Source organism: Sphingomonas liriopis, assembly GCF_024211255.1.
Classification (GTDB): Bacteria; Pseudomonadota; Alphaproteobacteria; order Sphingomonadales; family Sphingomonadaceae; genus Sphingomonas; species Sphingomonas liriopis.
The window spans coordinates 21,242-45,018 of sequence record NZ_JAMLDY010000021.1 but is presented as its reverse complement, the minus strand read 5'-3'; the positions used below and the strand labels follow the sequence as shown (position 1 = coordinate 45,018).

At 63.8% G+C, this 23,777-nt stretch carries 20 protein-coding genes, 6 pseudogenes and 1 riboswitch; of the genes and pseudogenes, 13 read left to right on the top strand and 13 right to left on the bottom strand.

The annotated features are described in order from the left end of the window. Positions 1–59: 59 nt before the first annotated feature. Positions 60–995, bottom strand: a complete 936-nt coding sequence (fcl, locus tag M9979_RS15025; protein ID WP_254290171.1) for a GDP-L-fucose synthase — start codon at positions 993–995, stop codon at positions 60–62. A gap of 325 nt (positions 996–1,320) precedes the next feature. On the opposite strand from fcl, the gene M9979_RS15020 reads away from it, so the two are divergent. The 4 genes from M9979_RS15020 (at position 1,321) to M9979_RS15005 (ending at position 5,710) form a co-directional block, all read left to right on the top strand. Next, positions 1,321–2,457 carry a glycosyltransferase gene (locus M9979_RS15020; protein ID WP_254290170.1) on the top strand — a complete coding sequence of 379 codons (1,137 nt, stop codon included), beginning with the start codon at positions 1,321–1,323 and terminating at the stop codon, positions 2,455–2,457. Between the two features lie 301 nt (positions 2,458–2,758). Next, on the top strand, positions 2,759–3,619 hold the full coding sequence (locus tag M9979_RS15015; protein WP_254290169.1) for a glycosyltransferase family 8 protein: 861 nt from the start codon (positions 2,759–2,761) through the stop codon (positions 3,617–3,619). Beyond that, on the top strand, positions 3,616–4,464 hold the full coding sequence (locus M9979_RS15010; RefSeq protein ID WP_254290168.1) for a class I SAM-dependent methyltransferase: 849 nt from the start codon (positions 3,616–3,618) through the stop codon (positions 4,462–4,464). Before M9979_RS15015 ends, M9979_RS15010 begins: the two co-directional genes overlap by 4 nt. 4 nt (positions 4,465–4,468) lie before the next feature. Further along, on the top strand, positions 4,469–5,710 hold the full coding sequence (locus tag M9979_RS15005) for a hypothetical protein (RefSeq protein WP_254290167.1): 1,242 nt from the start codon (positions 4,469–4,471) through the stop codon (positions 5,708–5,710). 61 nt (positions 5,711–5,771) lie between these two features. Here the strand turns inward: M9979_RS15005 and M9979_RS15000 are convergent, their stop codons facing one another. Both M9979_RS15000 and M9979_RS14995 read right to left on the bottom strand, forming a co-directional pair. Further along, positions 5,772–6,347: an LbetaH domain-containing protein gene (locus tag M9979_RS15000; protein ID WP_254290166.1), complete on the bottom strand. Its 576-nt coding sequence runs from the start codon at positions 6,345–6,347 to the stop codon at positions 5,772–5,774. Continuing rightward, complete coding sequence (locus M9979_RS14995; protein WP_254290165.1) at positions 6,344–7,414, bottom strand: glycosyltransferase; 1,071 nt, start codon at positions 7,412–7,414, stop codon at positions 6,344–6,346. Before M9979_RS14995 ends, M9979_RS15000 begins: the two co-directional genes overlap by 4 nt. A gap of 180 nt (positions 7,415–7,594) precedes the next feature. Here M9979_RS14995 and gmd point away from each other — a divergent pair, with 180 nt between their 5' ends. The 6 genes and pseudogenes from gmd to M9979_RS17445 all read left to right on the top strand — a co-directional run. Further along, positions 7,595–8,659, top strand: a complete 1,065-nt coding sequence (gmd, locus tag M9979_RS14990) for a GDP-mannose 4,6-dehydratase (protein ID WP_254290164.1) — start codon at positions 7,595–7,597, stop codon at positions 8,657–8,659. Positions 8,660–8,764: 105 nt separating this feature from the next. Further along, on the top strand, positions 8,765–9,790 hold the full coding sequence (locus tag M9979_RS14985; RefSeq protein WP_254290163.1) for an STELLO glycosyltransferase family protein: 1,026 nt from the start codon (positions 8,765–8,767) through the stop codon (positions 9,788–9,790). Further along, a complete protein-coding gene (locus M9979_RS14980) occupies positions 9,756–10,745 on the top strand; it encodes a hypothetical protein (RefSeq protein ID WP_254290184.1) in 990 nt (329 codons plus the stop codon). Before M9979_RS14985 ends, M9979_RS14980 begins: the two co-directional genes overlap by 35 nt. Before the next feature lie 79 nt (positions 10,746–10,824). Next, positions 10,825–11,424: pseudogene (locus M9979_RS14975) on the top strand (IS3 family transposase); the annotation flags it as partial. Positions 11,425–11,560: 136 nt separating this feature from the next. Then, positions 11,561–11,749, top strand: a pseudogene (locus tag M9979_RS14970) (IS3 family transposase); the annotation flags it as partial. 30 nt (positions 11,750–11,779) lie between these two features. Next, positions 11,780–12,358 (top strand): annotated as a pseudogene (locus M9979_RS17445) (DDE-type integrase/transposase/recombinase); the annotation flags it as partial. Between the two features lie 451 nt (positions 12,359–12,809). Here the strand turns inward: M9979_RS17445 and galE are convergent. The 10 genes and pseudogenes from galE to M9979_RS17375 all read right to left on the bottom strand — a co-directional run bounded on the left by galE (position 12,810) and on the right by M9979_RS17375 (position 20,011). Further along, positions 12,810–13,810, bottom strand: a pseudogene (galE, locus tag M9979_RS14960) (UDP-glucose 4-epimerase GalE). Between the two features lie 26 nt (positions 13,811–13,836). Beyond that, a complete protein-coding gene (gene galU, locus M9979_RS14955; protein ID WP_254290162.1) occupies positions 13,837–14,706 on the bottom strand; it encodes a UTP--glucose-1-phosphate uridylyltransferase GalU in 870 nt (289 codons plus the stop codon). A gap of 62 nt (positions 14,707–14,768) precedes the next feature. Then, on the bottom strand, positions 14,769–15,035 hold the full coding sequence (locus tag M9979_RS14950) for a ribbon-helix-helix domain-containing protein (RefSeq protein ID WP_254290161.1): 267 nt from the start codon (positions 15,033–15,035) through the stop codon (positions 14,769–14,771). Continuing rightward, a complete protein-coding gene (gene parA, locus M9979_RS14945) occupies positions 15,032–15,694 on the bottom strand; it encodes a ParA family partition ATPase (protein ID WP_254290160.1) in 663 nt (220 codons plus the stop codon). The genes M9979_RS14950 and parA overlap by 4 nt, the downstream gene beginning before the upstream one ends. A 179-nt stretch (positions 15,695–15,873) precedes the next feature. Further along, positions 15,874–16,155, bottom strand: coding sequence for a hypothetical protein (locus tag M9979_RS14940; RefSeq protein WP_254290159.1), 282 nt, complete (start codon positions 16,153–16,155; stop codon positions 15,874–15,876). Between the two features lie 35 nt (positions 16,156–16,190). After that, positions 16,191–17,781, bottom strand: a pseudogene (tnpC, locus tag M9979_RS14935) (IS66 family transposase). Between the two features lie 60 nt (positions 17,782–17,841). After that, positions 17,842–18,189 (bottom strand): IS66 family insertion sequence element accessory protein TnpB, encoded by a 348-nt coding sequence (gene tnpB / locus M9979_RS14930; protein WP_254290158.1) that lies wholly within the window; start codon positions 18,187–18,189, stop codon positions 17,842–17,844. Further along, the gene (locus M9979_RS17275) at positions 18,186–18,521 is read right to left on the bottom strand and encodes a transposase (protein ID WP_277998594.1); all 336 of its coding nucleotides are present in this window, start codon (positions 18,519–18,521) and stop codon (positions 18,186–18,188) included. Before M9979_RS17275 ends, tnpB begins: the two co-directional genes overlap by 4 nt. A gap of 156 nt (positions 18,522–18,677) precedes the next feature. Beyond that, on the bottom strand, positions 18,678–19,139 hold the full coding sequence (locus M9979_RS14920; protein WP_254290157.1) for a helix-turn-helix domain-containing protein: 462 nt from the start codon (positions 19,137–19,139) through the stop codon (positions 18,678–18,680). Positions 19,140–19,513: 374 nt separating this feature from the next. Continuing rightward, positions 19,514–20,011: pseudogene (locus tag M9979_RS17375) on the bottom strand (replication initiator protein A). A gap of 382 nt (positions 20,012–20,393) precedes the next feature. After that, a riboswitch (glycine riboswitch) is annotated at positions 20,394–20,482 on the top strand. 119 nt (positions 20,483–20,601) lie between these two features. Here M9979_RS17375 and M9979_RS14910 point away from each other — a divergent pair. The 3 genes from M9979_RS14910 (at position 20,602) to M9979_RS14900 (ending at position 23,777) form a co-directional block, all read left to right on the top strand. Beyond that, positions 20,602–22,026: an L-serine ammonia-lyase gene (locus tag M9979_RS14910; protein ID WP_254290156.1), complete on the top strand. Its 1,425-nt coding sequence runs from the start codon at positions 20,602–20,604 to the stop codon at positions 22,024–22,026. A gap of 74 nt (positions 22,027–22,100) precedes the next feature. Beyond that, the gene (gene rfbB / locus M9979_RS14905; RefSeq protein WP_254290155.1) at positions 22,101–23,168 is read left to right on the top strand and encodes a dTDP-glucose 4,6-dehydratase; all 1,068 of its coding nucleotides are present in this window, start codon (positions 22,101–22,103) and stop codon (positions 23,166–23,168) included. A gap of 51 nt (positions 23,169–23,219) precedes the next feature. After that, positions 23,220–23,777: an NUDIX domain-containing protein gene (locus tag M9979_RS14900; RefSeq protein ID WP_254290154.1), complete on the top strand. Its 558-nt coding sequence runs from the start codon at positions 23,220–23,222 to the stop codon at positions 23,775–23,777.

Here is a 23,777-nt window from a genome sequence, read left to right as displayed (position 1 = left end):
CGAGGCTGCCCGGTCACCGGCCCTGCGCGCCTTCCATGCAGAACCGCTGGCCCCGATCGTCAGCCCTGAGCGGTATCGAGGAACCAGCGATAGACGCTGGCGATGCCCTGATCGAGCGGCGTACGCGGACGCCAGCCCACCTCCGCCAGGCGGCTGCTGTCCATGAGTTTGCGCGGCGTGCCATCCGGCTTGGAGGTATCGCAGATCACCGCCCCGTCGAACCCGATCGCGGTCTTCACCGCTTCGGCCAGTTCGCGGATCGTCACGTCGTCGCCGAAGCCGATATTGATGTGACTGTCGCCCGAATAGGTCTTCATCAGGAAAACGCAGGCATCGGCGAGGTCGTCGACATGCAGGAACTCGCGCCGCGGCGTGCCGGTACCCCAGATCATTATGCTGTCAGCACCCGCCATCTTGGCTTCGTGCGTCTTGCGGATCAGCGCCGGCAGAACATGGCTGGACTGGAGATCGAAATTGTCCCCCGGCCCATAGAGGTTGGTGGGCATCGCTGAGATGAAGTCGCGTCCGTGCTGCCGGCGATAGGCCTGAGCGAGCTTAATGCCGGCGATCTTGGCGATCGCGTACCATTCATTCGTCGGCTCGAGCGGGCCGGTCAGCAACGCATCTTCCACGATCGGCTGCGCGGCGAACTTGGGATAGATGCAACTCGATCCGAGGAACAGCAGCTTGGCGACGTCGGCCCGGTGCGCCGCCTCGATGACGTTCGCTTCGATCATCAGATTGTCGTAGAGGAAGTCCGCCGGGAAGCTGTCGTTCGCGAGGATTCCACCGACCTTGGCCGCGGCAAGGAATACCGCATCCAGTCGCTGCGCGGCGAACCAGTCCCGTACGGCGCGCTGGTCTTTCAAATCCAGTTCCGCACGCGTCGCCGTCAGCACCTCGCACCCTTCTGACGCCAGGCGACGCACGATCGCGGATCCCACCATGCCGCGATGGCCCGCGACGAAAACCCGCTTTTCTTTGAGGTCGAACATGATCACCGATCTGGTTGTGGATGCGCAGGGGAGCCGGAAGCCGGCACGTAGCGCGAGCCCTTAAACCGGTGATGCGAACGTGACCAGCCATGAGTCGCCGGCACCCTATGGGTCGGAACCGTCGGCCGGCGCTTGGCGATCGCTGCGTTTACCCCTATTGTGATCGCAAAGAAGCAGGGAGAGGGCGTCGCACGCACCATGCCGTAGCCGGTAGTCGTTCCGGACATCGACCCCGCGGTCGCCACCGGGCGACGGCATCGTCCGCGCACCGGACCCGATCGCCGGGACCGATCGAATTCACCTCCTGAAACGGTAGATCTTGCTGATGAGTTGCGAAACGCTGCCGCGGGTATTGTTCGTCTGGGATCAGTTCGGTCCCTATCACATGGATCGATGCGAGGCGGTGGGCAAGGCTTTGGCCGGACGGGCGCGGGTGGTGGGGATCGAACTGTCCGCCGTCAGCCTGACCTACGCCTGGGATGTGACCGGCAACGGGCGCCACTTTGAAAAACACACGCTGTTCGGCAGCAAGCCCACCGAAACCCTGCCCGTTGCCGATGTCGCTCGCGCATTAGTACATGCCGTCACCCGCCCGGACGTCCGGGCGGTGTTCTTTTCCGGTTACGAACGGCCGTCGCATTTCCTTGCCGCGCTTGCCGCACGCGCATGCGGCCGACGCGCTGTCGTCATGCTGGATTCCAAATATGACGACAAGCCACGCCGTGCCGCACTGGAAGCCATGAAAAGGCTTCTAATGTTCCCCTATAGCGGCGGCTTTGCCGCCGGCGGACGTTCGGCCGACTATCTGCGGTTTCTGGGATTGCAGCGACGTCCGATCACGACCGGCTACGACACCGTCTCGCTCGATCGCATTCGGGCACTTGCCGCCGGCACCACGCCGCAACCCTGGCCCGCACGCCCGTTCGTGGCGGTCGCGCGCTATGTTCCCAAGAAGAACCTAGCCTTCCTGCTCCATGCCTATGCCAGGTTCCGCCGGATCGATCCGACGTCGCGACGGCGTCTGATATTGTGCGGCGGAGGACCGCTGGAAGGCGAATTGCGTGCGACGGCGGCGGAACTGGGCCTGCTCGACTGGGTCGACTTCACGGGGTTCGTTGGCCAGGCCGAGGTCGCACTGCATCTGGCGAACGCGGTCTGCCTGCTGTTGCCGAGTATCGAGGAACAATGGGGCTTGGTCGTCAACGAGGCGCTCGCCTTTGCGCTACCGGTCATCCTCGCCACGAATGTAGGGGCGATCGACCTGCTCGCGGTCGAGAACGGGAATGCCTTCATCCACGCGCCGACCGATCACGATGGCTGGGCACGCGCCATGATGGCCATCGGATCGGAACCGTCGACGTGGCAACGGATGACGGCGCAGTCGGCTGCGCTCGCCCCTTTGGGCGATGTCGGCGAATTCGTGAGCGGCGTGCTGCCGCACCTGCCGTTCGCGACAGATTGAGCCGCACCTTTTCGGGCAAACCATGCCGGATCTGCCCGATCCCGGCCCGGCAAAATCCGCACCCCGCCTTCGTCGCGAAATCGGGACACTCGCACGCGGCCACGAAGCATCGGCAATCGCTTCGGCCTGATTGTGAACGCATATGGTGATGGGTCTGGTCACTCTTGCGATTACCGTCTATGGCCCGGCCTCCCCGGCAAGGTTCTTTTGCGAAGCCGATGGCGCGATGTCCTTGCTGCGGTGATGCGCGTCCAGCCGGTTTCGTGACTGCGACTGCGATTGATGAAATGACCGTCCTTCTATGAGCCAGATTCGTCGTGTGTTCATGTCGTATGAACCTAGTTACTGGCGGGGGATGGTATGCACTCTCGGTTCGCTTACGCGCACCGCGCAGGTGCCGGTCGAGGTAGAAGTCTTGATGCGGCGCGACCATGTCGCCGCGTTCGACCGCTTGCTGAACGGGATGTTCCGCCAGGCGCGGGACGCGATGACCGTAAAGACGCTTCCGATGAGCGATGCGGCACTGCGCGAATGCGAAACGCTGCAGTTCACCGATCATTTCAAGCCGGAAATCTGTTTCCGGCTATACTATTTCGATATGAGCAACCTGACAGGCAATGCTCTTTACGTTGATATCGACACGATCATCCACACCTCGATCGACGATATCGGTCTTTCGCTGCCGACCGACAAACCGCTCTCGGCACGTCCCCACGACCAGGTTGGCACATCGATCAGAGCGATCGACCCCGATATCACTTCCTATTTCAATTCCGGCGTGATGATCTTCAACCACGATACGTTCGGTAAGGAAATTGCCGAACGGATGCGCGAAAGCCGCACCATTATGCGGCGGATACACCAATCCTCCGGATTTCTGGACCAGGATGCGCTGAACCTGGCCTTTCGCGATCGCTGGACGGCGCTGCCGACACGGTTCAACTACATGTCCAACGACCATGCGCCGCTCGACAGACAGCAGGGGCATATCCTGCACGCGACCGGATCGCGCAAGCCGTGGATGCTGGGCAGCCGCCATCGTTTCAGCGCCGAATATGCGCAGGAAATGCGTGCCCTTCGATACCCGCTCCTACAGCGTTACGAGGCGGGCTGGATCCTGCAGCGCACCACCCGTAAAATTGCAAACCTACTTGGAAAATGATGATGCAAAGACAGAACGAAGGGTATTTGAGCCGCTTTCGGCGCATTGCCGCCCAGGATGGCTGGTCACGGGCGATGGAGAAGGCGGTCGAGTTCGTTCAGGCGCATCTGGGCATAACCGGCGGACTTGGACGGCGCCGGATCATTCTGTCGAAACGGCTGTTCAACAGGCTGGGCGGCGTCGTCCGCCGCGGCCCCTTCGCCGGCCTGAATATCCGCCTTGATGCCACCTGGGGAGCGGGCGACCGCGCCGGCATGTTGCTCGGGCTGTATGAAAAGGAAGTCGTCGAGACGGTCGCCGACGCGCTGCGTACACGGCCAGTCTTCATCGATATCGGAGCCGCCGACGGCTATTATGCGGTCGGCGTTCTCAAGGCCGGGCTGGCAAAGCGCAGCATCGCCTTCGAAATGAATCCCAAGGCACGCGCGTCGATCAAGGCGCTCGCTGAATTGAACGGCGTACAGGACGATCTGGAGATCCATAGCGCGGCGGATGCCGGATCGTTGACCTCACTGTCGGTGGAATCGTTCGACCGTTGCATGGTACTGTGCGACATCGAAGGTGCCGAGGTCTTCGTTCTGAACGACGACGCCCTGAAACTGCTGTCGCAGGCGGTCATCGTTGTCGAAATCCACGATCACGAGGATATGGACGAACATCAGGTAGAAAAGATATTGCGCGACCGCGCGGCACCGATCTTCGATGTGCAATCCTTCACCACCGGAGCACGCTCGCCGCTACAGATCGAAGAGATCTCCGACTTGACCGAAGATGACCAATGGCTCATTTGCTCCGAAGGTCGAAAATATCGGCAGACATGGCTGGTCTTCCGGCCCAAATCGTAATCCGATGCTGCGTTCGGCTGCCCTCAACACGATCTTCAGCGCTGTTCTGAAGATCGGAGGCTTCGTCTATACATTGCTAATCGTGGGCGTGGCGGCACGAACCATCACGGCCGAGCAGACGAGACAACTCCTGCTCGTGTTCGGATATCTGGCTCCCCTGGGCTTGGTACAGGCCGGAATGGGTGCGCTCGTCCTGCGGACCGCCATGCACAATCATGTGGCGAACGGGTCCATTGCCGGCACCCAGGAGATCGGGTTGTATGTCCGCCTGACCGCGGCCATCGCGTTGGTCGTTGGCGTCGCGGTCCTGCTCGTCGCGCCGATGACCGGCTTGGGTTTCATCATTCCAACGACATGGATCATACTAGCCGGGCTCGTCTGTTCCGTAGCGGACCAGACATGGTTCGCCACCGAACGGGCGTGGGTGGTCAATTCCTGTCTTGCGCTGTCCTTCGTCGTGATGGCGACGGCATTTCTGATCCTGCGCGCTACCGGCCATTACGATCTCACGATCGTTTCGATCATCACCTATTGCGCACCGGCCCTCGCCTCGATGCTGTCCTTCGGCGCGCGGCTTCGCGATCCGACATTTCGCGGACTGCTCGTCTCGGGGGGAAGCGGTATTGGCCGGTCGCTGCGGGCGGGGGTGCCGCTGTTTCTCGTGTCCGTCGCATCGGCAATCCTCGTGACCCTGCCGACGATCTCCACCTTCTGGCCGTCGCTACCGAGCATCTCCACCGCCGAAGCGCCGCTTTTCCGCCTGGCGACCATCGGCGCCAATCTGGCGGTCGCGCTTCTGGTCCCCTTTCTGCCATGGCTGGTGTTCAACATGCGCGCGCCCAACCCGAATGCCGGCCGGGTCATGGCACGAGCATGTGTCGCCGTCGTGATCGTCTGCATCCCGGTCGGCGGCTACCTGCTGGTACAGATCCTGCCATGGGCGGTGCGTGTCTGGATCGGAATCGACATTGCGGGCCTGCCGATCGTCCGGCCATGGGCGTTCATCATCATGCTATGGACCACGGCAGCAATATGCGGACAGCTGACCCTGATGCTGTGCGATGCCCTCGCAGTCGCCGCCATGGTGGCGATCTGTGACGTGCTGATACTCCTGATGCTCGTGGCGGGAGTTCGCCTGACGTCGATCACCGTATCGTCCGCCATGATCGTCGGGCTTGCCGTACATACGGTGCTGGCATTGATGCTCATGTACCGGACGGTCGTCGTCAAGCGCGTCGCGAACTGACCCGGTCCGACTGCGTCGGAAGGGCACAAACCGCGACCGCATCCCCTCCGCCTGCTCGCGATCAGCCCCCGGCGGGACGTCCGGTCGTGCGGAAGCGTCGTTTCCTGAGCGCCGTCGCCGGATTGCCGGTATAGATCGTCCATGGTTCGAGATCGCGCATGGCGACCCCGCGCGCACCGAGCAATGCCCCGGCCCCAACCTTCACGGCTGGGCCGACGAACGCCTCCGCCGCGATCCAGGCATCGTCGTCGATCGTAATGGGGCGCAACACCAGCTGGAAATGCGGATCGGAAACGTCGTGACTGCTCGCGCAAAGCGAAGCGTCCTGCGACACCGTCACCCGGTCTCCGATGGTGATATGCCCCTGATTATAGCAGCGCACGCGCGGGCCGAGGACCGATTGATCGCCGATAGACAGGTTCCGCGGCAACCAGACACGCGTACTGCCATAGACGCGCGCGCGCCGTCCCACCTTTGCCCCGAACGTGCGCAGCAACGCGGCGCGCCACCGATGCATCGGGGGGGGCGTCCAGCGTGCCAGCATCAGCCATGCGACGCCCCAAAGGACGCGATGCGCCCGGTTGGCGATCGAAAAACTGGGGCCGCCCGCGCGATGGGCCTCAAGGGGAGCTGTCATATGCGTCGCTCGATCAGCCGCCGATAGGCGGAAAACCATGCGGTGCGGATTACCGGAACGACGAAGCGTTCGGCGACCAGGCGACGGGCCGCGGCAGAGCGGGCCGCGCGGGCCGTCGCATCTTCGTCGATCAGGGTGGACAGGGCCGCGGCGATCGTCCCGGGCTCCGTTCCGCTATCGACCGCGGCACCGGCACCGAACCCTTCGGACAGGTGGCAATGGGTCGACATCGCCGTGGGGACGCCGGCGGCCCAGCTTTCGAGGATCACCATCGGCAATCCCTCGCTATGGGACGGCAGCGCAAGCGCGACGGCACCTGCGATTAGCCGCTGCTTGTCGGCACCATACACCGGACCGACGAAGGAAAGCCGGGCATCCCCCACGGCGGCGATACGCGCACCGAGCGCTGCGACATCATGATCGTCCCCCCATCCTGCGATGGTCAGGGGCGGCGTCGCCATGCCGCGCCGGTCGACCAGCAACCGCCACCCGTCGATCAGGGAATCAATATTCTTTTTCGAATGGATGCGGCCGAGATACACGATCGGCTGCGGACCTGATGCCGCCGGGGCCGGGGCTGCATCGAAGTCCACGGGGTTCGGAATGACGGTGACGGCATCGCGCCCGGTTTCCCGGGCGATGTCGGCGGCCTCCGCATCCGTCAATGCGTGGAACATCGTTGCCCTCGCCCAGCTGCGCCGCTCGTACAGGCGTCTGGCGATCCATTTCTTGGTCCGGCCGCGGCCGGTAATCCAGGGGTCCAGCATGCCGTGCGGCGAGATAACATAGGGCTTGTCCGTCCTGCGGGCCCATGCGGCGCCCAGATGGGACGTCGCCGTCCATACGCCGTGGAGATGTAACAGGTCGAGGTCGGCGGCGGCCAGCATGCGTCCAAGGTCGGGGCTCCATCCCACCTGCCGCGGTCCCACCACATGGCCGGTATGGACCGAGATGGTGCCGAAACGATGGCGATCGGCGTCGCAATATTCGTCGTGCAGCGCGAACACGATCGGCTCGGCATCTGCGTCCGCGAGCATCTGCGCCTGCGCCACGATCGCCTCGAACACTCCGCCTCCGGAACGCGACGCCCAAGGGGACAATAGTCCGATCCGCATCCGTCGCTCGTACAAGACCGCGTCCTTTGCCGCATTTTACAATGTTCGGGGAGGAGTAGGTACAGGGGTGCTCTTGCCTCACCTGCCTGCCCAGACTAGGCACGCTTACATTCAGATCGGGGACAAGGCAACGTGAACGGTAAAACTGCACTCATCACCGGCGTGACCGGCCAGGACGGCGCGTATCTTGCGCAGCTTCTACTCGAAAAAGGTTACCGTGTTCATGGTGTTAAGCGGCGCTCCTCGTCTTTCAATACGGGCCGGATCGAGGATATCTACGAGGACCCGCACGTCGACGATGCGCGTTTCTCGTTGCATTACGGCGATCTCACGGATTCGACCAACCTCATCCGGCTTGTTCAGGAGACGCAGCCCGACGAGATCTACAATCTCGCTGCGCAGAGCCATGTGGCGGTAAGCTTCGAAACGCCGGAATATACCGCTAATGCCGATGGCATCGGCACGCTCCGGCTACTGGAAGCGATCCGTATCCTCGGCCGCGAAAAGACGACGCGCTTCTATCAGGCGTCGACGTCGGAACTCTACGGTCTCGTGCAGGAAGTGCCGCAGCGCGAAACCACCCCCTTCTATCCGCGCAGTCCCTATGCCGCCGCCAAGCTCTATGCCTATTGGATCGTCGTGAACTATCGCGAGGCATATGGCATGCACGCGTCGAACGGTATCCTGTTCAATCACGAAAGCCCGCTGCGCGGCGAGACGTTCGTCACGCGCAAGATCACCCGCGCCGCCGCTGCGATCAGCCTGGGCCGCCAAGACAAGCTCTGGCTCGGCAACCTCGATGCCAAGCGCGACTGGGGCCATGCGCGCGAATATGTCCGCGGCATGTGGCTGATGCTCCAGCAGGACACGCCCGACGATTACGTGCTCGCCACCGGTGAGACGACGCCGGTGCGCACCTTTGTCGAATGGGCGTTCGAGGATGTCGGCATCCACCTGCGCTGGGAAGGCGAAGGGGAGAACGAGAAGGGCTATTGCCAAGAAACCGGGCACTGCCTGGTCGAGGTCGATCCCCGCTATTTCCGCCCGACGGAGGTCGAACTACTCATCGGCGATCCGGCCAAGGCCCAGGCAAAGCTGGGCTGGCGCCATGAAACCAGCCCGCGCGACCTGGCCCGTGAGATGGTCGAGGCGGATCTCAAGATCATGGTCTCCGCACCGATCGGAAAAGGTGCATAAGGCGGACCTGACCAAAGGAACCTATTGCTGCGAACTGGCGGCGGGAACGCCGCCATACGGGTGGCAAGCTTACGCAGAATGCGCTGATGGCGCACAGGAGATTTGATGACGATTTCGCAGGACAGTACGGGTAGCCGGAAAGCGGCCGTCGTGATGACGTCGATCGCGGCGCCGAACGGGGTGATGCGCCGCATCGCTGAGGATACGACCCGACTGGGATATGATTTCTACGTCATCGGCGATACCAAGAGCCCGGCCGATTTCGCGCTCGATGGATGCACCTATCTCAGCGTCGACCAGCAGCTGGCGCTTAATTCGCGGTTCGCCGTAACCTGTCCGACCCGGCATTATGCCCGCAAGAACATCGGCTATCTGCTGGCATGGCGCAGCGGCGCCGATTTCATCGTCGAGACCGACGACGACAACATGCCGTCCGAAGCCTTCTACCACCCGCTCGATCCGCATCTGCCGGTCGCGACGCTCAGCGGTACGGGGTGGGTCAATCTGTACCGCTATTATTCGGACAAGCTGATCTGGCCACGCGGCCTTCCACTTGACGCCGTCAACGACCCGCTGCCCGGGCTGCCCGAACCTGTCGCCGGCTATGCGCCGATCCAGCAGGGGCTGGCCGACGAAAATCCGGACGTCGACGCCATCTATCGCCTTTTGCTGCCCTTGCCGTTCAGCTTCGATGGCGATCTGCGCGTTGCGCTCGGCAACGATGCCTGGTGTCCGTTCAACAGCCAGAACACGATCTTTTTCCGCGAAGCGTTCCCGCTGCTTTACCTGCCGGCCTATTGCTCGTTCCGCATGACCGACATCTGGCGCAGCTTCGTGGCGCAGCGCATCGCGTGGGCCAATGGCTGGACGGTGCTGTTCCGGGAGGCGACGGTCGTTCAGGATCGGAACGACCATAATCTCATGCGCGATTTCGAAGACGAGATCAGCGGCTATCTAGGCAATCGCAGGATCGCGGAGCTTCTGAAGGAACTGCCGCTGGCAGGCGGCGTCGACCGGATCCCGGCGGATATGCGCCTTTGCTATGCGGCGCTGGCGAAGGAAGGCTTCGTGGGCCAAGAGGAAATCGCGCTGCTCGATGCCTGGCTCGACGATCTGGCAAGCGGGGAATAACCGAGTGATGGCGTCCTGTCGCGCAGCTGCAGTCTTCGTCTTCAATCACAAATACGAGAAGAACGTCGCCAAGCTGGATGAAATGTACGGCGATCGCTTCAGGCACCGCCAGTTCATCATGCCGTTCGGAACATCCCCCGATCCGAGGGTCATCGCGGTCCATGAATCCAGCTGGCGCTTCAGCGGCCATGTGGCGCAGGCGGGCGGGCGCCTCGAACGTGATGAGGGCATTACCCATTATGCCTTCATCGCCGACGATCTGATCGTCAATCCGCGGTTCGACGAAACCAGCCTGTTGACCGCGCTCGACCTGGGGCGCGGTTCGGGCTTCATCAAATCGCTCACACCGGCCGACACGGTCCGCTATCGCTGGCCCTGGGCGGGTGAGGCGGCGATGTGCATCCGGAAATTCGGCAGGGGCTTCGACTGGCGCAGCGAATTACCGCCGGCATCGGAAGCGCAGGCCCGCTTCGAGGCGATGGGCCTTCGGTTCGTGGCGCCTGTCCCGCGATCGGTCGACGAATTGTGGTTCGGCCTGATCGGCGGTGCGCGGCGCAGCCTGTGGACGCATGCCATGGGGCTGGGCGTCACCGGGCGGCGCAGCGACTATCCCATCCTGGCGGGCTATGCGGACTTCTTCGTCGTCCCGGCAGAAGCGCTCGATCATTTCGTCCATTATTGCGGCGTCTTCGCGGCGATGAACGTCTTTGCGGAAGTGGCGGTACCGACTGCGCTGGCATTGGCAGTCGACGATCTGCGTACCGAACTACCCCTCGGACACTTCTTCATGACCCCACCGCCGCGTGCCGGCGAATTGCGCGGTGTCGAATTCTGGAATGGTCAGGACGCGGAACAATTCGCCGATAGCCTTGGCAAGAATCCCGCGCGTCTGGCACGGGAATTTCCACATGACTGGCTTTATGCGCACCCGGTGAAGCTCAGCCAGTGGCACTAAAGTAGCGATGGAACACCCTCGTCAGGAATGAGGGCGTTCCGGAGGAATTACTTCGTCTGGCCCTTCGCCGCACGCTCCACAAAGCCGTCGGCATCTTTGCGGAGATGCCGCGGTGAAGTTCGCCTTTATCGAGCAGCATTCGTCCACCTGGCCGGTGAACGTCATGTGCCGCATGCTCGGCGTGTCATGGCACGCGGCTATTACGGCTGGCGCGACCGCCTGCCAAGCGCACGGACGACGGCCAACCTGGTGTAGCTGGATGACGTGCGCAGGATCCAGCAGCGGCACCAGGGCCGCTACGGATCGCCCAGAATGCATGCCGCGCTGCGCGCGGAAGGCCATTGGTGCAGCCGTGGCCGCGTCGAGCGCCTCTTGCGCCGGCATCGCATCCGCGCGCTGGCCGGGCGCCGGTTCCGGCCGTGCACCACTGACAGCCGCCACTACCTGCCGATCGCCCCGAACCTGCTAGCGCAGCGCTTCACGGCATCTGCGCCAAACCGGGTCTGGCTCGCGGACATCACCTACATCGCCACCGGGGAGGGCTGGCTATATCTCGCGGCCGTCCTCGACTTAGCGACCCGCAAGATCGTCGGTTGGGCAATGCGCGACCATATGCGGACCGAGCCGCCGCTCGTCGCGCTGATGATGGCAGCCCAGCGGCAACGACCAGCGCCGAATCGCTGAAGGCAAATCACCTCGCGAGATCCGCAGATGCCTCAAACGCTACATCGCTCGCGAAATCTACCAGCATCTCTGAGCTGTCAAGCAGCCGACCACGACAGGTGCGAAAGAATCTTGACCAACATAGGAGCATCAATGCCCCGATGGAGAGCTTCTTCCACACCCTCAAGGTCGAACTCGTTCATCAGTGCCGATGGGCGACGCGGGCCGAGGCGAGGCAGGCGCTGTTCGGATACATCGAGGGCTACTACAACCGGCACCGCATGCACTCGGCCATCGGGTATCTTACGCCCGAACAAGCCGAGCAACGCATGATCGGCTAATCCAAGGTGTCCGCCGAACCGGGGGAAGATCACTTCCACGTTGATCTGGCCGAGGTGCGAACCGAGCAGGGCAAGCTTTACCTGCTGGTTGCGATCGACCGAACCTCCAAGTTTGCGTTCGTCGAGCTGCACGAGAAGGCGACCCGTCACGTCGCCGGCGACTTCCTGCGGCATTGGCCGCTGCCGTGCCGCACCGGATCCACATCGTGCTCACCAACAACGGCACGCACTTCACCGACCCGACTGGCGACGGCTGGACGCGCGAAGACATCAAGGAGATGCGGGCGTAGAAGCTGCCGTTCCGCTGCCACGCCTTTGAGTCGGCATGCGCCGACCTCGACATCGAGCACCGCCTCACCCGTCGACCAACGGCAGGTCGAGCAAATGAACCGCACCATCAAGGAAGCGACCGTCAAACGCTACCACTACGAAAATCACGATCAGCTGCCCCAGCACCTGACCGACTTCGTCGCCGCCTACAACTTCGCCCGCCGGCTCAAAACTCTGCGCGGTCTCACACCCTACGAAGCCATCTGCAAGGCTTGGACGGATGAGCCGGAACGCTTTATATCAAACCCGCACCATCAATCGTCGGGACCAAACATCTAGGCGGATGAATGTCATCATCCGGGCCAAGCGTTTCCGGCGATCCTCGAGGGAGGAACGTGTGACAGTGCTTCCGAAATGAAGCAAGCCGGAAGCCACATTGGTCGGCGTATCGCGACGGCGAGATATATCGGCAATCTCATCGCTACTCCCGCAAGACGCGTCATGAGACCAAGCACACCGCTGCGAGCCGTGAAAGTTAATAAATCATTCCAGCCGCAATGCAACTGCACTCCGTCGCGAGGAGGCGACAGACATACATAGCCTCTGTGGCGGTCCACGCCCAACATGGCGACGACATGCGCGCGATCATTGGCACGCCCTGCAACTTATCAGAGGCCGCAGCATAGCCGTGATCCATAGCGGCCTTAAATGTATCCTCGAAAAGATACTGCGATGACCTCAGGGAGCGCAAGCCAGCCAAGGCTTAGAGCCATTCCGACAATTTAGCTGCTTATCGAGCGCGTTCGGCGAGAACGCGCTCCCAAGCAAGCGCGTCCCTGACGATCGTATCCAGATCGTCGCGCTGCGGGCGCCATGGCAGGGTGGCCAAGATCGCGCTGTTGTCGGCGACGAGCGCGGCGGGGTCGCCGGCGCGGCGTCTCTCGTGCCGGCGCTGGATCGTCAGGTTGGTGACGCGATCGACCGCGTCGAGCACCTCGTTGACTGAGAAGCCGCGATTGTAGCCGGCGTTGAGCGTGTGACTCTTGGTCAGTTCGGCAACGAGCAGTTCAAGCGCCGCTACGTGCGCGGCGGCGAGGTCGTGCACGTGGATATAGTCGCGCACGCCGGTGCCGTCGGGCGTATCAAAATCGGTGCCGAAGACCGATACCGCGTCGCGCTTGCCGGTCGCCGCCTCCACCGCGATCTTGATGAGGTGCGTGGCGCCGACGGTGGACTGGCCCGAGCGACCCTGCGGATCGGCACCGGCGACGTTAAAGTATCGGAGCGCGCAATAGTTGATCGGGTGCGCCGCGGCGACGTCGCGTATCATCGCCTCGGTCATCAGCTTCGACATGCCATAAGGGTTGATCGGGACGGTCGGGTCGGTTTCGACCACCGGCACCTTGACGGGGGTGCTGTAGGTCGCGGCGGTCGAGGAGAAGATGAAGTGCGGGACGCCCTCGACGACCGCGCTTTCGAGGAGCGCCCGGGTGGCGGCGGTGTTGCTGCGATAATATTTGAGCGAGTCGCTGACCGATTCCGGCACCACCACCGATCCGGCGAAGTGCATGATCGCGCGTACGGCGTGGTCGCGGATAGTAGCGCGGACGGTGGCATCATCCTCGATATTCGCCTGCACCAGCGTGGCGCGGGGATCGACCGCCCAGTCGAGCCGGTGACGAGATTGTCGACGACGATGACGTCATAGCCGGCATCGCACAGCGCCAACACCGCATGGCTGCCGATATAGCCCGCCCCGCCGGTCACCATTACCTTGCCGTCGATCGACATGGAAATACCCAATCTCTTCGCAAATTCTAACGCAGTAGCGCTTTCGCGAAACTGCGCACCACTGGGCCGATGTCGGGCCGGACAAGCGCAAGGGCCAGGTTCGCTTGGATATAGCCTGCTTTGTCCCCGCAGTCGTAACGGGCACCGTTGAAGGTAAATCCGTGAAACGGCTGCTTCCCGATCAGCTGCGCCAGCGCGTCGGTCAACTGGATTTCGCCGCCAGCTCCCTTCTCCTGCCGATCAAGGACGTGCATCACTTCAGGCTGAAGTATGTAGCGGCCCGGGATCATCAGGTTGGATGGTGCAGTGTCTTTGCTAGGCTTTTCTACCAACGCAGTGACTTCGGTCAGACGCCCATCGATCTTGCCGGGCGAGATGATGCCGTATTTGTCCGTTTCGCTGTCGGCGACCTCAAGCGCGCCCACGATATTGCCGCCGACCTTCTCGTAGGCTGCGACCATCTGCGCAACGAAGCCGGGCGTGCCCACCATCAGCTCGTCGGGTAGCAAAACCGCGAAGGGCTCGTCGCCGATGATCTCCCGCGCGCACCACACGGCATGGCCAAGACCCAGCGGCTGCTGCTGCCGGATATACACGGGACTACCCGGCTTCATCCGGGTGCCGTTAACAATCTCAAGGCTCTTACCCCGAGACCGCATCGTGTCTTCGAGCTCATAGGCGATGTCGAAATGGTCTTCGAGCGCTTGCTTGCCGCGGCCGGTCACGAAGATGATTTGCTCGATCCCCGCCTCCAGCGCCTCGTCCACCGCATATTGGATCAGTGGTTTGTCGACAACTGTCAGCATCTCCTTCGGCATCGCTTTGGTGGCGGGGAGGAACCGCGTGCCAAGGCCCGCCACGGGGAATACTGCTTTGCGTATACGCTTAATCGTCATGCCATCCCCTCACTGATCAGCCGGGTTAGGCAATTCTCGCGATCATCACAACCATTCTGGTCTTAATCCCCGATGGGGCTTTCGCCATGTTTGCGCAGTACGTCGTTGAACGCTTCGGCCATCAGCGCCTGGAGGCTGCGGCCCTGGCGGCGGGCCAGCGTGTGCATGGCGAAGGACATTTCGGGGCTGAAGAAGCCGGCGATCTGTTTGCGGCCCTGGCGGCTGGCGGGGGTCGTCGGTTGGCCGGTAATTGGTGCAGCGATGGGGGTTTCCGCGACCGCCGCAGGCGAGGCGCTGCGCAAATTGGCGAAGCTGGGTTTGCGGCTCATGCGGCGGCTTTCTTGGGCGATGATTTGCGGGGAACAGGCAGGCCGACCTGTCGACATGTCCACGTGTAGATCTGGCGGATGTCGTCGGCCGCCTTGCCGCCGGGTTCGTATTCCATGACGGTCCGGCCTTCGCCGCTGGCGTGACGATAGGCGGCACGGTCGGGGATCTGGATTGGACAGGGCGGCGTGCCGAAGCTTTCCACCAGCTCGCCGGCTTCATGATAAACGCGGGGGGCGTTCGGACTGCCGGCAGTGAAGACGACATAGGCGGGTTTCTTGAGCAGCTGGACGAGCTTCGCGGTGGTCTGGATCGCCGAGAGGTCGAAGGCGCTCGGTCGGCACGGGATCAGCACCAGGTCGGCGACCTCGACCGCCGCACGGGCGGCGCTGTCGGCGTGCGGAGGCGTGTCGATAACGATCAGCTCGGCACCCTGCGCGCGAGCCGCCTCGACCTTGGCGGCGAGGCGCGGAGGCGGGCTGTCGATCACCTCGGGCGGTGCGTCGCTGCGCCATGCCGCCCATTGGCTGGCGGTCGCCTGCGGGTCGGTATCGACGATGAGCGCGACCCGACCGGCATCCTGCGCGGCGGCTGCGAGGTGGATGGCGAGCGTCGTCTTTCCCGCCCCCCCCTTCTGACTGATGATCGCGATGACTGGCATGATCCCATTCCTACATGTCGACATGGCGACGTAGCAAGTGCTCGACATGTCTGCGCGCGCACAATTCCTACCCGTCGTGAGGGCATCCTCCGGCAATCGCTTGCTCCTTTTAGGAAGCATGTGACGGCGTAGCCAGCACTCCTGTGATTGATTGGATGCCTGAAGGTCGGGTTGTGCCTTCAAATGTGTGGCTTGCCGTCAGGCAAATGTGTTGGCCGCCTAGGCCAACTCTTGAGAATCAAGGTACCCATCCGGTCATGACCGCACGCTGGGCCTGTGGTAGCAGGACGCCGGGTGGCCGAGGATCTTCCTAGGTAGCCGATACCGTCGCGGGTGAAGGCGGTGACGGATGGAGCGTCGTCATTGCTGTCGATGATGGAGATGCGTCCGTCTTCAGGTTTCATCGCCATACAGGCGATCTCCTCGACGAGATCTTCCTCGACGCCGAGTTGTTCGGCCACGAAGCGTGCGGTTCAGGCGAAGGTAGGACTCGCCATCAGGCGGCCTGGGCAAGTGCCGGCGTGGCGCCAGTCAGCTGCCAGTTCCAGGGGAGCAGTTCACCAAGCCGGGCCTGGGGCATGTCGGCGATGCGGGCGAGCACGTCGGCAAGCCAAGCCTGCGGGTCGATGCCATTGAGCTTTGCAGTGACGATGAGACTGTACATGAACGCCGCGCGGTCACCGCCCCGGTCGGAACCCGCGAAGAGCCATGCTTTCCTGCCAAGGGCCACGCCACGCAGGGCACGTTCTGCGGAATTGTTCGTCAAGCAAATGTGCCCGTCATTCAGGAAGGTGGTGAAGGCCGGCCAGTCCTTGAGCAGATAGTCGCACGCGGCCGCGACCGGGTTGTGGCGCGCCATGGCGGCGCGTTGACCACGCAGCCATGTGCCGAGGTCGGTCACCAGCGGCAGGCTCAGTTCCTGACGCGCGGCCTGCCGCTCGGCCGCAGGCTTGCTGAGGATGGCGCGATCGATGTCGAACAGCGCGTCGATCCGCTGTACCGCCTCGACAGCAATGGGCGAGATGACCGGGCTCCCGCGCCGACGCCGCGCCTGTCCGCCAACATCGGCCAACTCGAAGAACTTGCGACGCGCATGCGCCCAGCACAGTGCCCGGATCATCGGCGCAGGCAGCCGGTCGCCGCGGAACAGCGCATTGTAGCCGGCATAGGCGTCGGCCTGCAGGATGCCGGCATATCCTTCCAGATGCCGGACCGGATGTTCGGCGCGTCGGTCGCGCGAATAATGGAACAGCGCGGCCGGTGGCACCAGCCCGCCATGCGGGCGGTCGTCGCGGACATAGGTCCACAGCCGTCCGGTATCGGTCTTGCCTTTGGCGAGCACCGGCACCGTGGTGTCGTCGCCGTGCAGACGCCCGGCCCCGAGCACATGGCCTGCGATGAGGCGATGCAGCGGCGCCAGGGCCGCGGCGCAGGCGCCGACTTGGTCGGCCAGCGTCGACAGGCTGATGTCCACGCCCTCGCGAGCATAGCGCTCGGCCTGTCGGTTTAGCGGCTGGTGTTGGCCGAACTTCTCGAACAGCAGCTGCGCGAGGAACTGCGGTCCGAACAGGCCGCGTGGCGTGACGTGGAACGGCGCGGGCGGTTGGGCCACCGTCTCGCAAGCCCGGCATGCGAAGCGTTCGCGCACCGTCTGCACCACCTTCCAGCGTCTCGGTCACGTCCTCGCCCAGTTTCGACAGCCGGTCGGACCCGCAGCAGGGACAATGGGCAGGAGCGGCCACGACGCGCTCGCGCGGCAGATGAGCAGGCAGCGGCTTGCGTGACGGGCGCGCTCTGGTGAATGCCACGACGCCGATGCCAGCTGCCGCCGTTGCGGCCAGCGCCTCGTCTTCGCCGGCAGTCGCCTCCAGTTCTTCGAATCCGAGTTCGAGCTGCTCGATGAGCAGGCGTCCGCGCTCGGCACTTTGGCCGAACAGTGCCCGGCGCATCTTCTCGTTCTGCAACTCCAGCAGCGCGACGCAAGCCGCCAGATCGGTGTTGACCGCCTTGGTCCAGGCGGCCTCCGCCTCGGCCCGGGCAAGGGCTGCGCGCAAGGTCGCGATATCATCGGAAGGCACCGCTGCCATGCCCGGCAGGATAGCAGAATAGCGGTATATAACCCACGCTTTTCTGCCGTTTCCGGCGGATTATTCTACCGCGGAGGGGCGCCACGTCATACGGGGATTGCGCCAGTCTATCACCTCCAGCAGGCACGCCATCTGCGATGGCGTGATAGCCACCACACCGTCGCTCGCCGCAGGCCAGATGAACCGGCCGCGGTCGAGCCGCTTGGCGTACAGCAACAGGCCAACGCCATTGTGCCACAGAATCTTCACCAGATCGCCGCGCCGGCCCCGGAAGAGGTAGAGGTCGCCGGCATGCGGGTCGCGGTGCAGTCCCTGCTGAACCTGCAGCGCCAGACCATGCATCCCGCGACGCATGTCGGTGTGCCCGGTCGCCATCCAGATCCGCGCACCGCCCGGAATGGCGATCATCGCGCCAGCGCGCCGATAACCGCCGTCACCAGCACCGGCGACGCCCCCGCCGCGATGCGGACCACCGCACCGCCGAACTCCACCACTACCGCGTCACATGTCCCGGGTCTGTCCGGTGGTTCCGGCGTCAATGTCACAGCGGCGAAGCCGGACACCGGGCGGCTCATCTCCTGCCACCACCGATAGATCTGGCCCGCCCGCAAATCCGCCCGTCGCGCGATCTCGGCAACGCTCGCCCCCGGCTCGCACGACGCCAAGACCAGCACGCGTTTCTGCTCCGCCGTCCACATCCGGCGCCTCTCCGCGCCCGTAATTACCGTCACTTGGGCCATCGCACCGTCGCTAACACCAGTGCAAACACCGGCGCTTGCACCAGTGCTACCTCCAGATCCCATCAGCTCCAGGCAATGCGGCCTTCACCGAAGGGGTACGAATCAAGGATCATATAGAATCTCTAAGCGGTTGCGGATTGTTTTGAGACCCGCGCGTCACATCGATCCGTGCCCCCAGCCGGGCGAGCACACGACCAAGCGCGCTACCCACCTGAACCTCCGCCAGTTCGCGGCAGCTAAGCGTCGCGAGCATCGCCGCATCGTCCGTACGCCGGTCGACCTCGCGTGGATATGGTTGTCGGGCAGCGGCGCAGGCCGCAACCAGCGCGGCAGATAGGCGCGCGCAGACGCGGGCAGCAATACGCGATAAGCGTTGGAGGTCTGGCGATAGCGTGGCCTCCCCTGCCCCCCATCCTGTGCGCCATCGCGCGCGAAGCGGCGCTGGCGGAGCAGGAAGCCGGCGTTTTCCAGCAGCACGAGCGCACACGCGATCGTCGCGCACGCCAAGCCCGTCGCCTCGGCAAGCCAGTCGTAGCTCGGGAAGACGCGGCCGCGATTGAGCCGGGCGAGCGTGCAAATTTCCTCAAACATGCGCACCGCGCCGGCGGTGAGGCTCATCTTCGTGCTTTTGAGTAACAATTGCGTACACGCGGTTTCGATCAAGCTTCCGGCGCCGATCCCGATTTGCGCGGTGATTTGTGACGGGTTCCTCCGACCCGTGCCGCAGGGGCCCACCCTGCCCCGCCCCCTGCCCCAGCGCGGCCTTGCGCGGTGTGATCAGCACGCAGGCCTGCGATGCACGACGGCCACGGCGCGGTGCGCCCTCACCTGCCGCGGCGGGCTCGGTATCCTCGACCAATTCCAGGCGGTAATCGGGGATGCCGTCGGTTGCGACAATCTGTTTTCAGCGCTGCCTTGAAGTTCGACAGCGGGCTCTGATAGCCGATCTGCAAGCGGAAGATCGCCAAATCGATGTCGAGCGTGCCGCCTGCCTAGCAGGTCGAGCGTGCGACTTCGTAGATGCGCCGTTCGATCGGCCCGAGCTGGAAATAGGCGGCGGCATAATCAAGGACGTGGCGATCGAGCAGGATTGCGCGGTACAGCCAGTCGCACAGGCTTACCTTGACCGCCTTCAGCCGCCGCTCGCCGCCCTTGGTCTTGGTCTTGGTGTAATGCAGCTTCGCCTCGGACAGCCACGAGAAGAAGCCTTCCTCGCCCGCGCCGCCCGCCTCGATATTGGTCTTGATCTGCGTGCCCTGCAGCCGCTCCAGCGCCTCCGACAGCCGGCCGTAGGAGCGCGCGCTGTGGTTGGAGCCCGTCACGCTGAACAGGTCGTGCGCGGTAAAGACGAAATCCTGGTCGACGCTCCCGCCCGCCTCCAGGCTGGCGATGTAGAGCACGATCTCCTAGTCGTAGATCGTCGCGACGCCGCTCGCCGAGGGGCGCACCTCGATCGAGACGGTCGCATGATCGTAGGTCAGCGGTCTCATCCAGGCGTTCTTCGACAGCGCGAAGAACGAAAACGCCATCAGCGAGCGCTCGCCGCGGATCTAGCCGTCCAGCGGGCTGTCGAGCGTAAACAGGTCGCGCACGACGACGCTGCCGGCGGACGTGGAGGGGCGGTTCGAAACAGGGGTACGGGCCATGGTCATTTCCTACTCGAAAGCACGAGGATTTGGAGCCGCCAGCGGCTTTCACGAGGGAGAATGGGGGTGAGGGACCCACAGTTCGTGCTTTCGAGTAGGAAATGGGCTTGTCGGCACGCCGCATTGTCGCCCGTTGCGTACACCGACAGGCCGATCTGTCGACATGTCGGCAGGGCATGCGTTGCACACACCCTTGACCCCTCCCCTGCCCCGGCCGATAGCCGTGGGCATCGACATGGGAGAGACCGGGTAACGTCCGGCGCCGAAGGAGCAACCGCCCCGGAAACTCTCAGGCAGAAGGACCATGGCGATGCGAGGATATCTGGAGAGAGGCGTAAGGGCAGCCCCGCGTCCGCCGACGGGATAGCGATCTCAGGCACAAGCGACAGATGGGGCATGCGCACGGCCGGATATGTCCGGCGATGAGGACATGCATGCACGTCGACACGTCTACACCTCTACCCGCCGCCCTCGACCGCGGGCTGCACCGGCCGATTAGCGTCGCCGAGCTGTTCACGATCGGCATCGGGCCGTCGAGCTCGCACACCGTCGGGCCGATGCGCGCGGCGTTCGACTTCGCGCAGCGGGCCGTGGGGCAAAGCGGGGCAGGGAGGACCGCCCCTACCCACGTCACCTGCGACCTGTACGGCAGCCTCGCGCTGACCGGCCGCGGCCATGCGACCGATACTGCGGCGATCCTGGGCCTTGCCGGCTGGGAGCCTGAGCGGCTCGATCCCGATGCGGCACCGCGCATCCTTGCCGATATCGCCGTGCAAAGCCGCTTGCCGCTTGCCGGCATGCACCTAGTCGATTTCGAAGCCACCGACATCGTCTTCCACCCGCGCGAATTCCTGCCCGAACACCCCAACGGCATGACCTTCACCGCGCGCCTCGCCGATGGCGGGATCTACACTGAGACCTATTTCTCGATCGGCGGGGGCGCGATCCTGCGCAAAGGTGCGCCCGCGTCGGCGAGCAACGTCGCGGTGCGCCACCCTTTCAGTTCGGGCGCCGGACTGCTGGTGCTGGGCGACGAGAACGGCCTGTCGATCGCCGATATCGTCCGCGCCAACGAGACCGCATGGCGCGAAGCCTCCGAAACCGACGCTTTTCTCGACGCGGTGCGTACCGCGATGCACGCCTCCATCGACCGGGGTATCGCTCAGGACGGCATCCTGCCCGGCGGCCTGAAGGTCCGGCGCCGTGCGCGCGCGATCGAGCAGGGGCTGACCGGCGATACGCCCGGCAGCAACCCCGCCGAGGTGTTCGAATGGGTCAGCCTGTGGGCGCTTGCGGTGAACGAGGAGAATGCCGCGGGCGGCCGCGTCGTCACCGCGCCGACCAACGGCGCCGCGGGCGTGCTGCCCGCCGTACTGCGCTTCTACGAAACGCTGATCGCGCGCGACGAGGACACGCGGCGGGAAGGGGCGCGTACCTTCCTGCTGACCGCCGCGGCGATCGGCATGCTGTACAAGAAGCGCGCGTCGATCTCGGCCGCCGAAATGGGCTGCCAGGGTGAAGTCGGCGTCGCTTGCTCGATGGCGGCAGGCGCGCTCGCGGCGGTGCTCGGCGGCAGCAACGGCCAGATCGAGAATGCCGCGGAGATCGGCATGGAGCATAACCTCGGCCTCACCTGCGATCCGATCGGCGGGCTGGTGCAGATCCCCTGCATCGAGCGCAACACGATGGGCGCGGTGAAGGCGATCAACGCTGCCTATCTGGCGTTGCGCGGCGACGGCAGCCATGTCGTGAGCCTGGACGCGGTGATCGAGACGATGCGGCAAACGGGCGAGGACATGCGCTCGCAGTACAAGGAAACCAGCCTTGGCGGGCTGGCGGTCAACGTGGTGGAATGTTGACGTGTCTACATTCCGACACGTAGAGCATCGTAGCTGACAGTGATGGATTAACCTTCGGACGCTAAGACCAGCTCATGCGTATCTTCGTCACCGGCGGGGCCGGCTTTATCGGTTCGGCGCTTGTCCGCCACCTGATCCGCGAAACCGGACACGAGGTGCTCGTCTATGACGCGCTGACCTATGCTGGCACGCTGACAGCGCTCGCCCCGATCGCCAACGACCCGCGCTACCGCTTCGTGCGCGGCGACATTCGCGACGGAACGGCAGTTGCGACCGCGCTAAAGGATTTTCGGCCCGACGTCGTCACGCATCTCGCTGCGGAAAGTCATGTCGACCGCTCGATCGACGGGCCCGCCGCATTCATCGACACCAACGTCGTCGGCACCCTCACCGTGCTATCGGCAGTTCGCGACTATTGGGAAAATCTGCCCCCAGACCCCCGCGCCTCTTTCCGTTTTCACCACATCTCGACCGACGAGGTATTCGGCAGCCTCGGCCCGACCGGCCTGTTTACCGAGGATACGCCCTACGATCCGCGCTCGCCCTATTCGGCGAGCAAGGCGGCGTCCGACCATCTGGTCAGCGCCTGGGGCCATACCTACGGCCTGCCGGTGCTCGTCACCAACTGTTCGAACAATTACGGGCCCTACCACTTCCCCGAGAAAATGATCCCGCTGATAATCGTCAAGGCGCTCGCTGGCGAGACGCTGCCCGTCTATGGCCGTGGCGAGAACGTTCGCGACTGGTTGTTTGTCGACGATCACGTCCGCGCGCTGCAGGCCGTGTTTGAGCGCGGGCAGCCTGGGCGGCGCTACAATATCGGCGGCAATGCCGAACGCCACAACATCGATGTTGTGGAAACGCTCTGCGCAACGCTCGACCGACTGCGCCCCCGTGACGACGGTCGCTCCTATGCGACGCAGATCGGCTTCGTGACCGACCGACCCGGCCATGACCTGCGCTATGCGATCGATGCCACGCGCATTCGCGACGAACTCGGCTGGACCCCGCGCGAAAGCTTCAAGAGCGGGCTGCAGACGACGGTACGCTGGTATCTCGACAACGAAGCCTGGTGGCGCCCGATCGTCGCCGAGCAGGGCGCGGACATGCGGCGGGGACTTGACGGCGTTAGGACCGCCTGACGCCTTGCTTTAGGATTGCAAGCTTGTCGTCCGCCGCTTAGCCGATGCGACATGACTGATACCGTCCTCGCCAGTCGCCCGCTCTACAAAGGCTGGCTCAGCCTCATCATGCTGCGCCTGCGCCTCGGTGGAATCGAATGCGAGCGGGCGATTGTCGATCATGTCTCGGGTACGACGGTCCTTGCCTATGACCCCGATCGCCGCGTCGCCATGACGGTTCGCCAGACGCGAGATGCTGTGCTGTACCTTGGCCAAGCATCCTTTACCGAGGCGATCGCCGGCGCTACCGAGAGCGAGGCCCCGGCTGACACCGCCTATCGCGAGGCATTCGAGGAAACCGGCCTGCGCCTGCACCATCTCGAGCCGGTCGCTCAGGTCTGGATGACCCCGTCGTCCACCACCGAGCGCGTGCACCTGTTCCTTGCCGAGTACCGTCTCGAGGACCGCATCGGAACAGGCGGCGGGATGGTCGACGAACTCGAAACCATCGACGCGCGGGAGGAGGCGTTGGCGACCCTTTGGGCCGATGCGACGAGCGGCCGGATGGCCGACGCCAAGTTGTTCATGCTGCTCCAAGCGTTACGGTTACGCCGGCCCGATCTGTTCTAA

What these genes read in the sequence shown, in the direction of transcription:
- fcl (WP_254290171.1), bottom strand. Translation starts at nt 995, where the DNA reads ATGTTCGACCTCAAAGAAAAGCGGGTTTTCGTCGCGGGCCATCGCGGC.
- M9979_RS15020 (WP_254290170.1), top strand. Translation starts at nt 1,321, where the DNA reads ATGAGTTGCGAAACGCTGCCGCGGGTATTGTTCGTCTGGGATCAGTTC.
- M9979_RS15015 (WP_254290169.1), top strand. Translation starts at nt 2,759, where the DNA reads ATGAGCCAGATTCGTCGTGTGTTCATGTCGTATGAACCTAGTTACTGG.
- M9979_RS15010 (WP_254290168.1), top strand. Translation starts at nt 3,616, where the DNA reads ATGATGATGCAAAGACAGAACGAAGGGTATTTGAGCCGCTTTCGGCGC.
- M9979_RS15005 (WP_254290167.1), top strand. Translation starts at nt 4,469, where the DNA reads ATGCTGCGTTCGGCTGCCCTCAACACGATCTTCAGCGCTGTTCTGAAG.
- M9979_RS15000 (WP_254290166.1), bottom strand. Translation starts at nt 6,347, where the DNA reads ATGACAGCTCCCCTTGAGGCCCATCGCGCGGGCGGCCCCAGTTTTTCG.
- M9979_RS14985 (WP_254290163.1), top strand. Translation starts at nt 8,765, where the DNA reads ATGACGATTTCGCAGGACAGTACGGGTAGCCGGAAAGCGGCCGTCGTG.
- M9979_RS14980 (WP_254290184.1), top strand. Translation starts at nt 9,756, where the DNA reads ATGCCTGGCTCGACGATCTGGCAAGCGGGGAATAACCGAGTGATGGCG.
- galU (WP_254290162.1), bottom strand. Translation starts at nt 14,706, where the DNA reads ATGACGATTAAGCGTATACGCAAAGCAGTATTCCCCGTGGCGGGCCTT.
- M9979_RS14950 (WP_254290161.1), bottom strand. Translation starts at nt 15,035, where the DNA reads ATGAGCCGCAAACCCAGCTTCGCCAATTTGCGCAGCGCCTCGCCTGCG.
- parA (WP_254290160.1), bottom strand. Translation starts at nt 15,694, where the DNA reads ATGCCAGTCATCGCGATCATCAGTCAGAAGGGGGGGGCGGGAAAGACG.
- tnpB (WP_254290158.1), bottom strand. Translation starts at nt 18,189, where the DNA reads ATGATCGCCATTCCGGGCGGTGCGCGGATCTGGATGGCGACCGGGCAC.
- M9979_RS17275 (WP_277998594.1), bottom strand. Translation starts at nt 18,521, where the DNA reads ATGGCCCAAGTGACGGTAATTACGGGCGCGGAGAGGCGCCGGATGTGG.
- M9979_RS14920 (WP_254290157.1), bottom strand. Translation starts at nt 19,139, where the DNA reads ATGAGCCTCACCGCCGGCGCGGTGCGCATGTTTGAGGAAATTTGCACG.
- M9979_RS14910 (WP_254290156.1), top strand. Translation starts at nt 20,602, where the DNA reads ATGCACGTCGACACGTCTACACCTCTACCCGCCGCCCTCGACCGCGGG.
- rfbB (WP_254290155.1), top strand. Translation starts at nt 22,101, where the DNA reads ATGCGTATCTTCGTCACCGGCGGGGCCGGCTTTATCGGTTCGGCGCTT.
- M9979_RS14900 (WP_254290154.1), top strand. Translation starts at nt 23,220, where the DNA reads ATGACTGATACCGTCCTCGCCAGTCGCCCGCTCTACAAAGGCTGGCTC.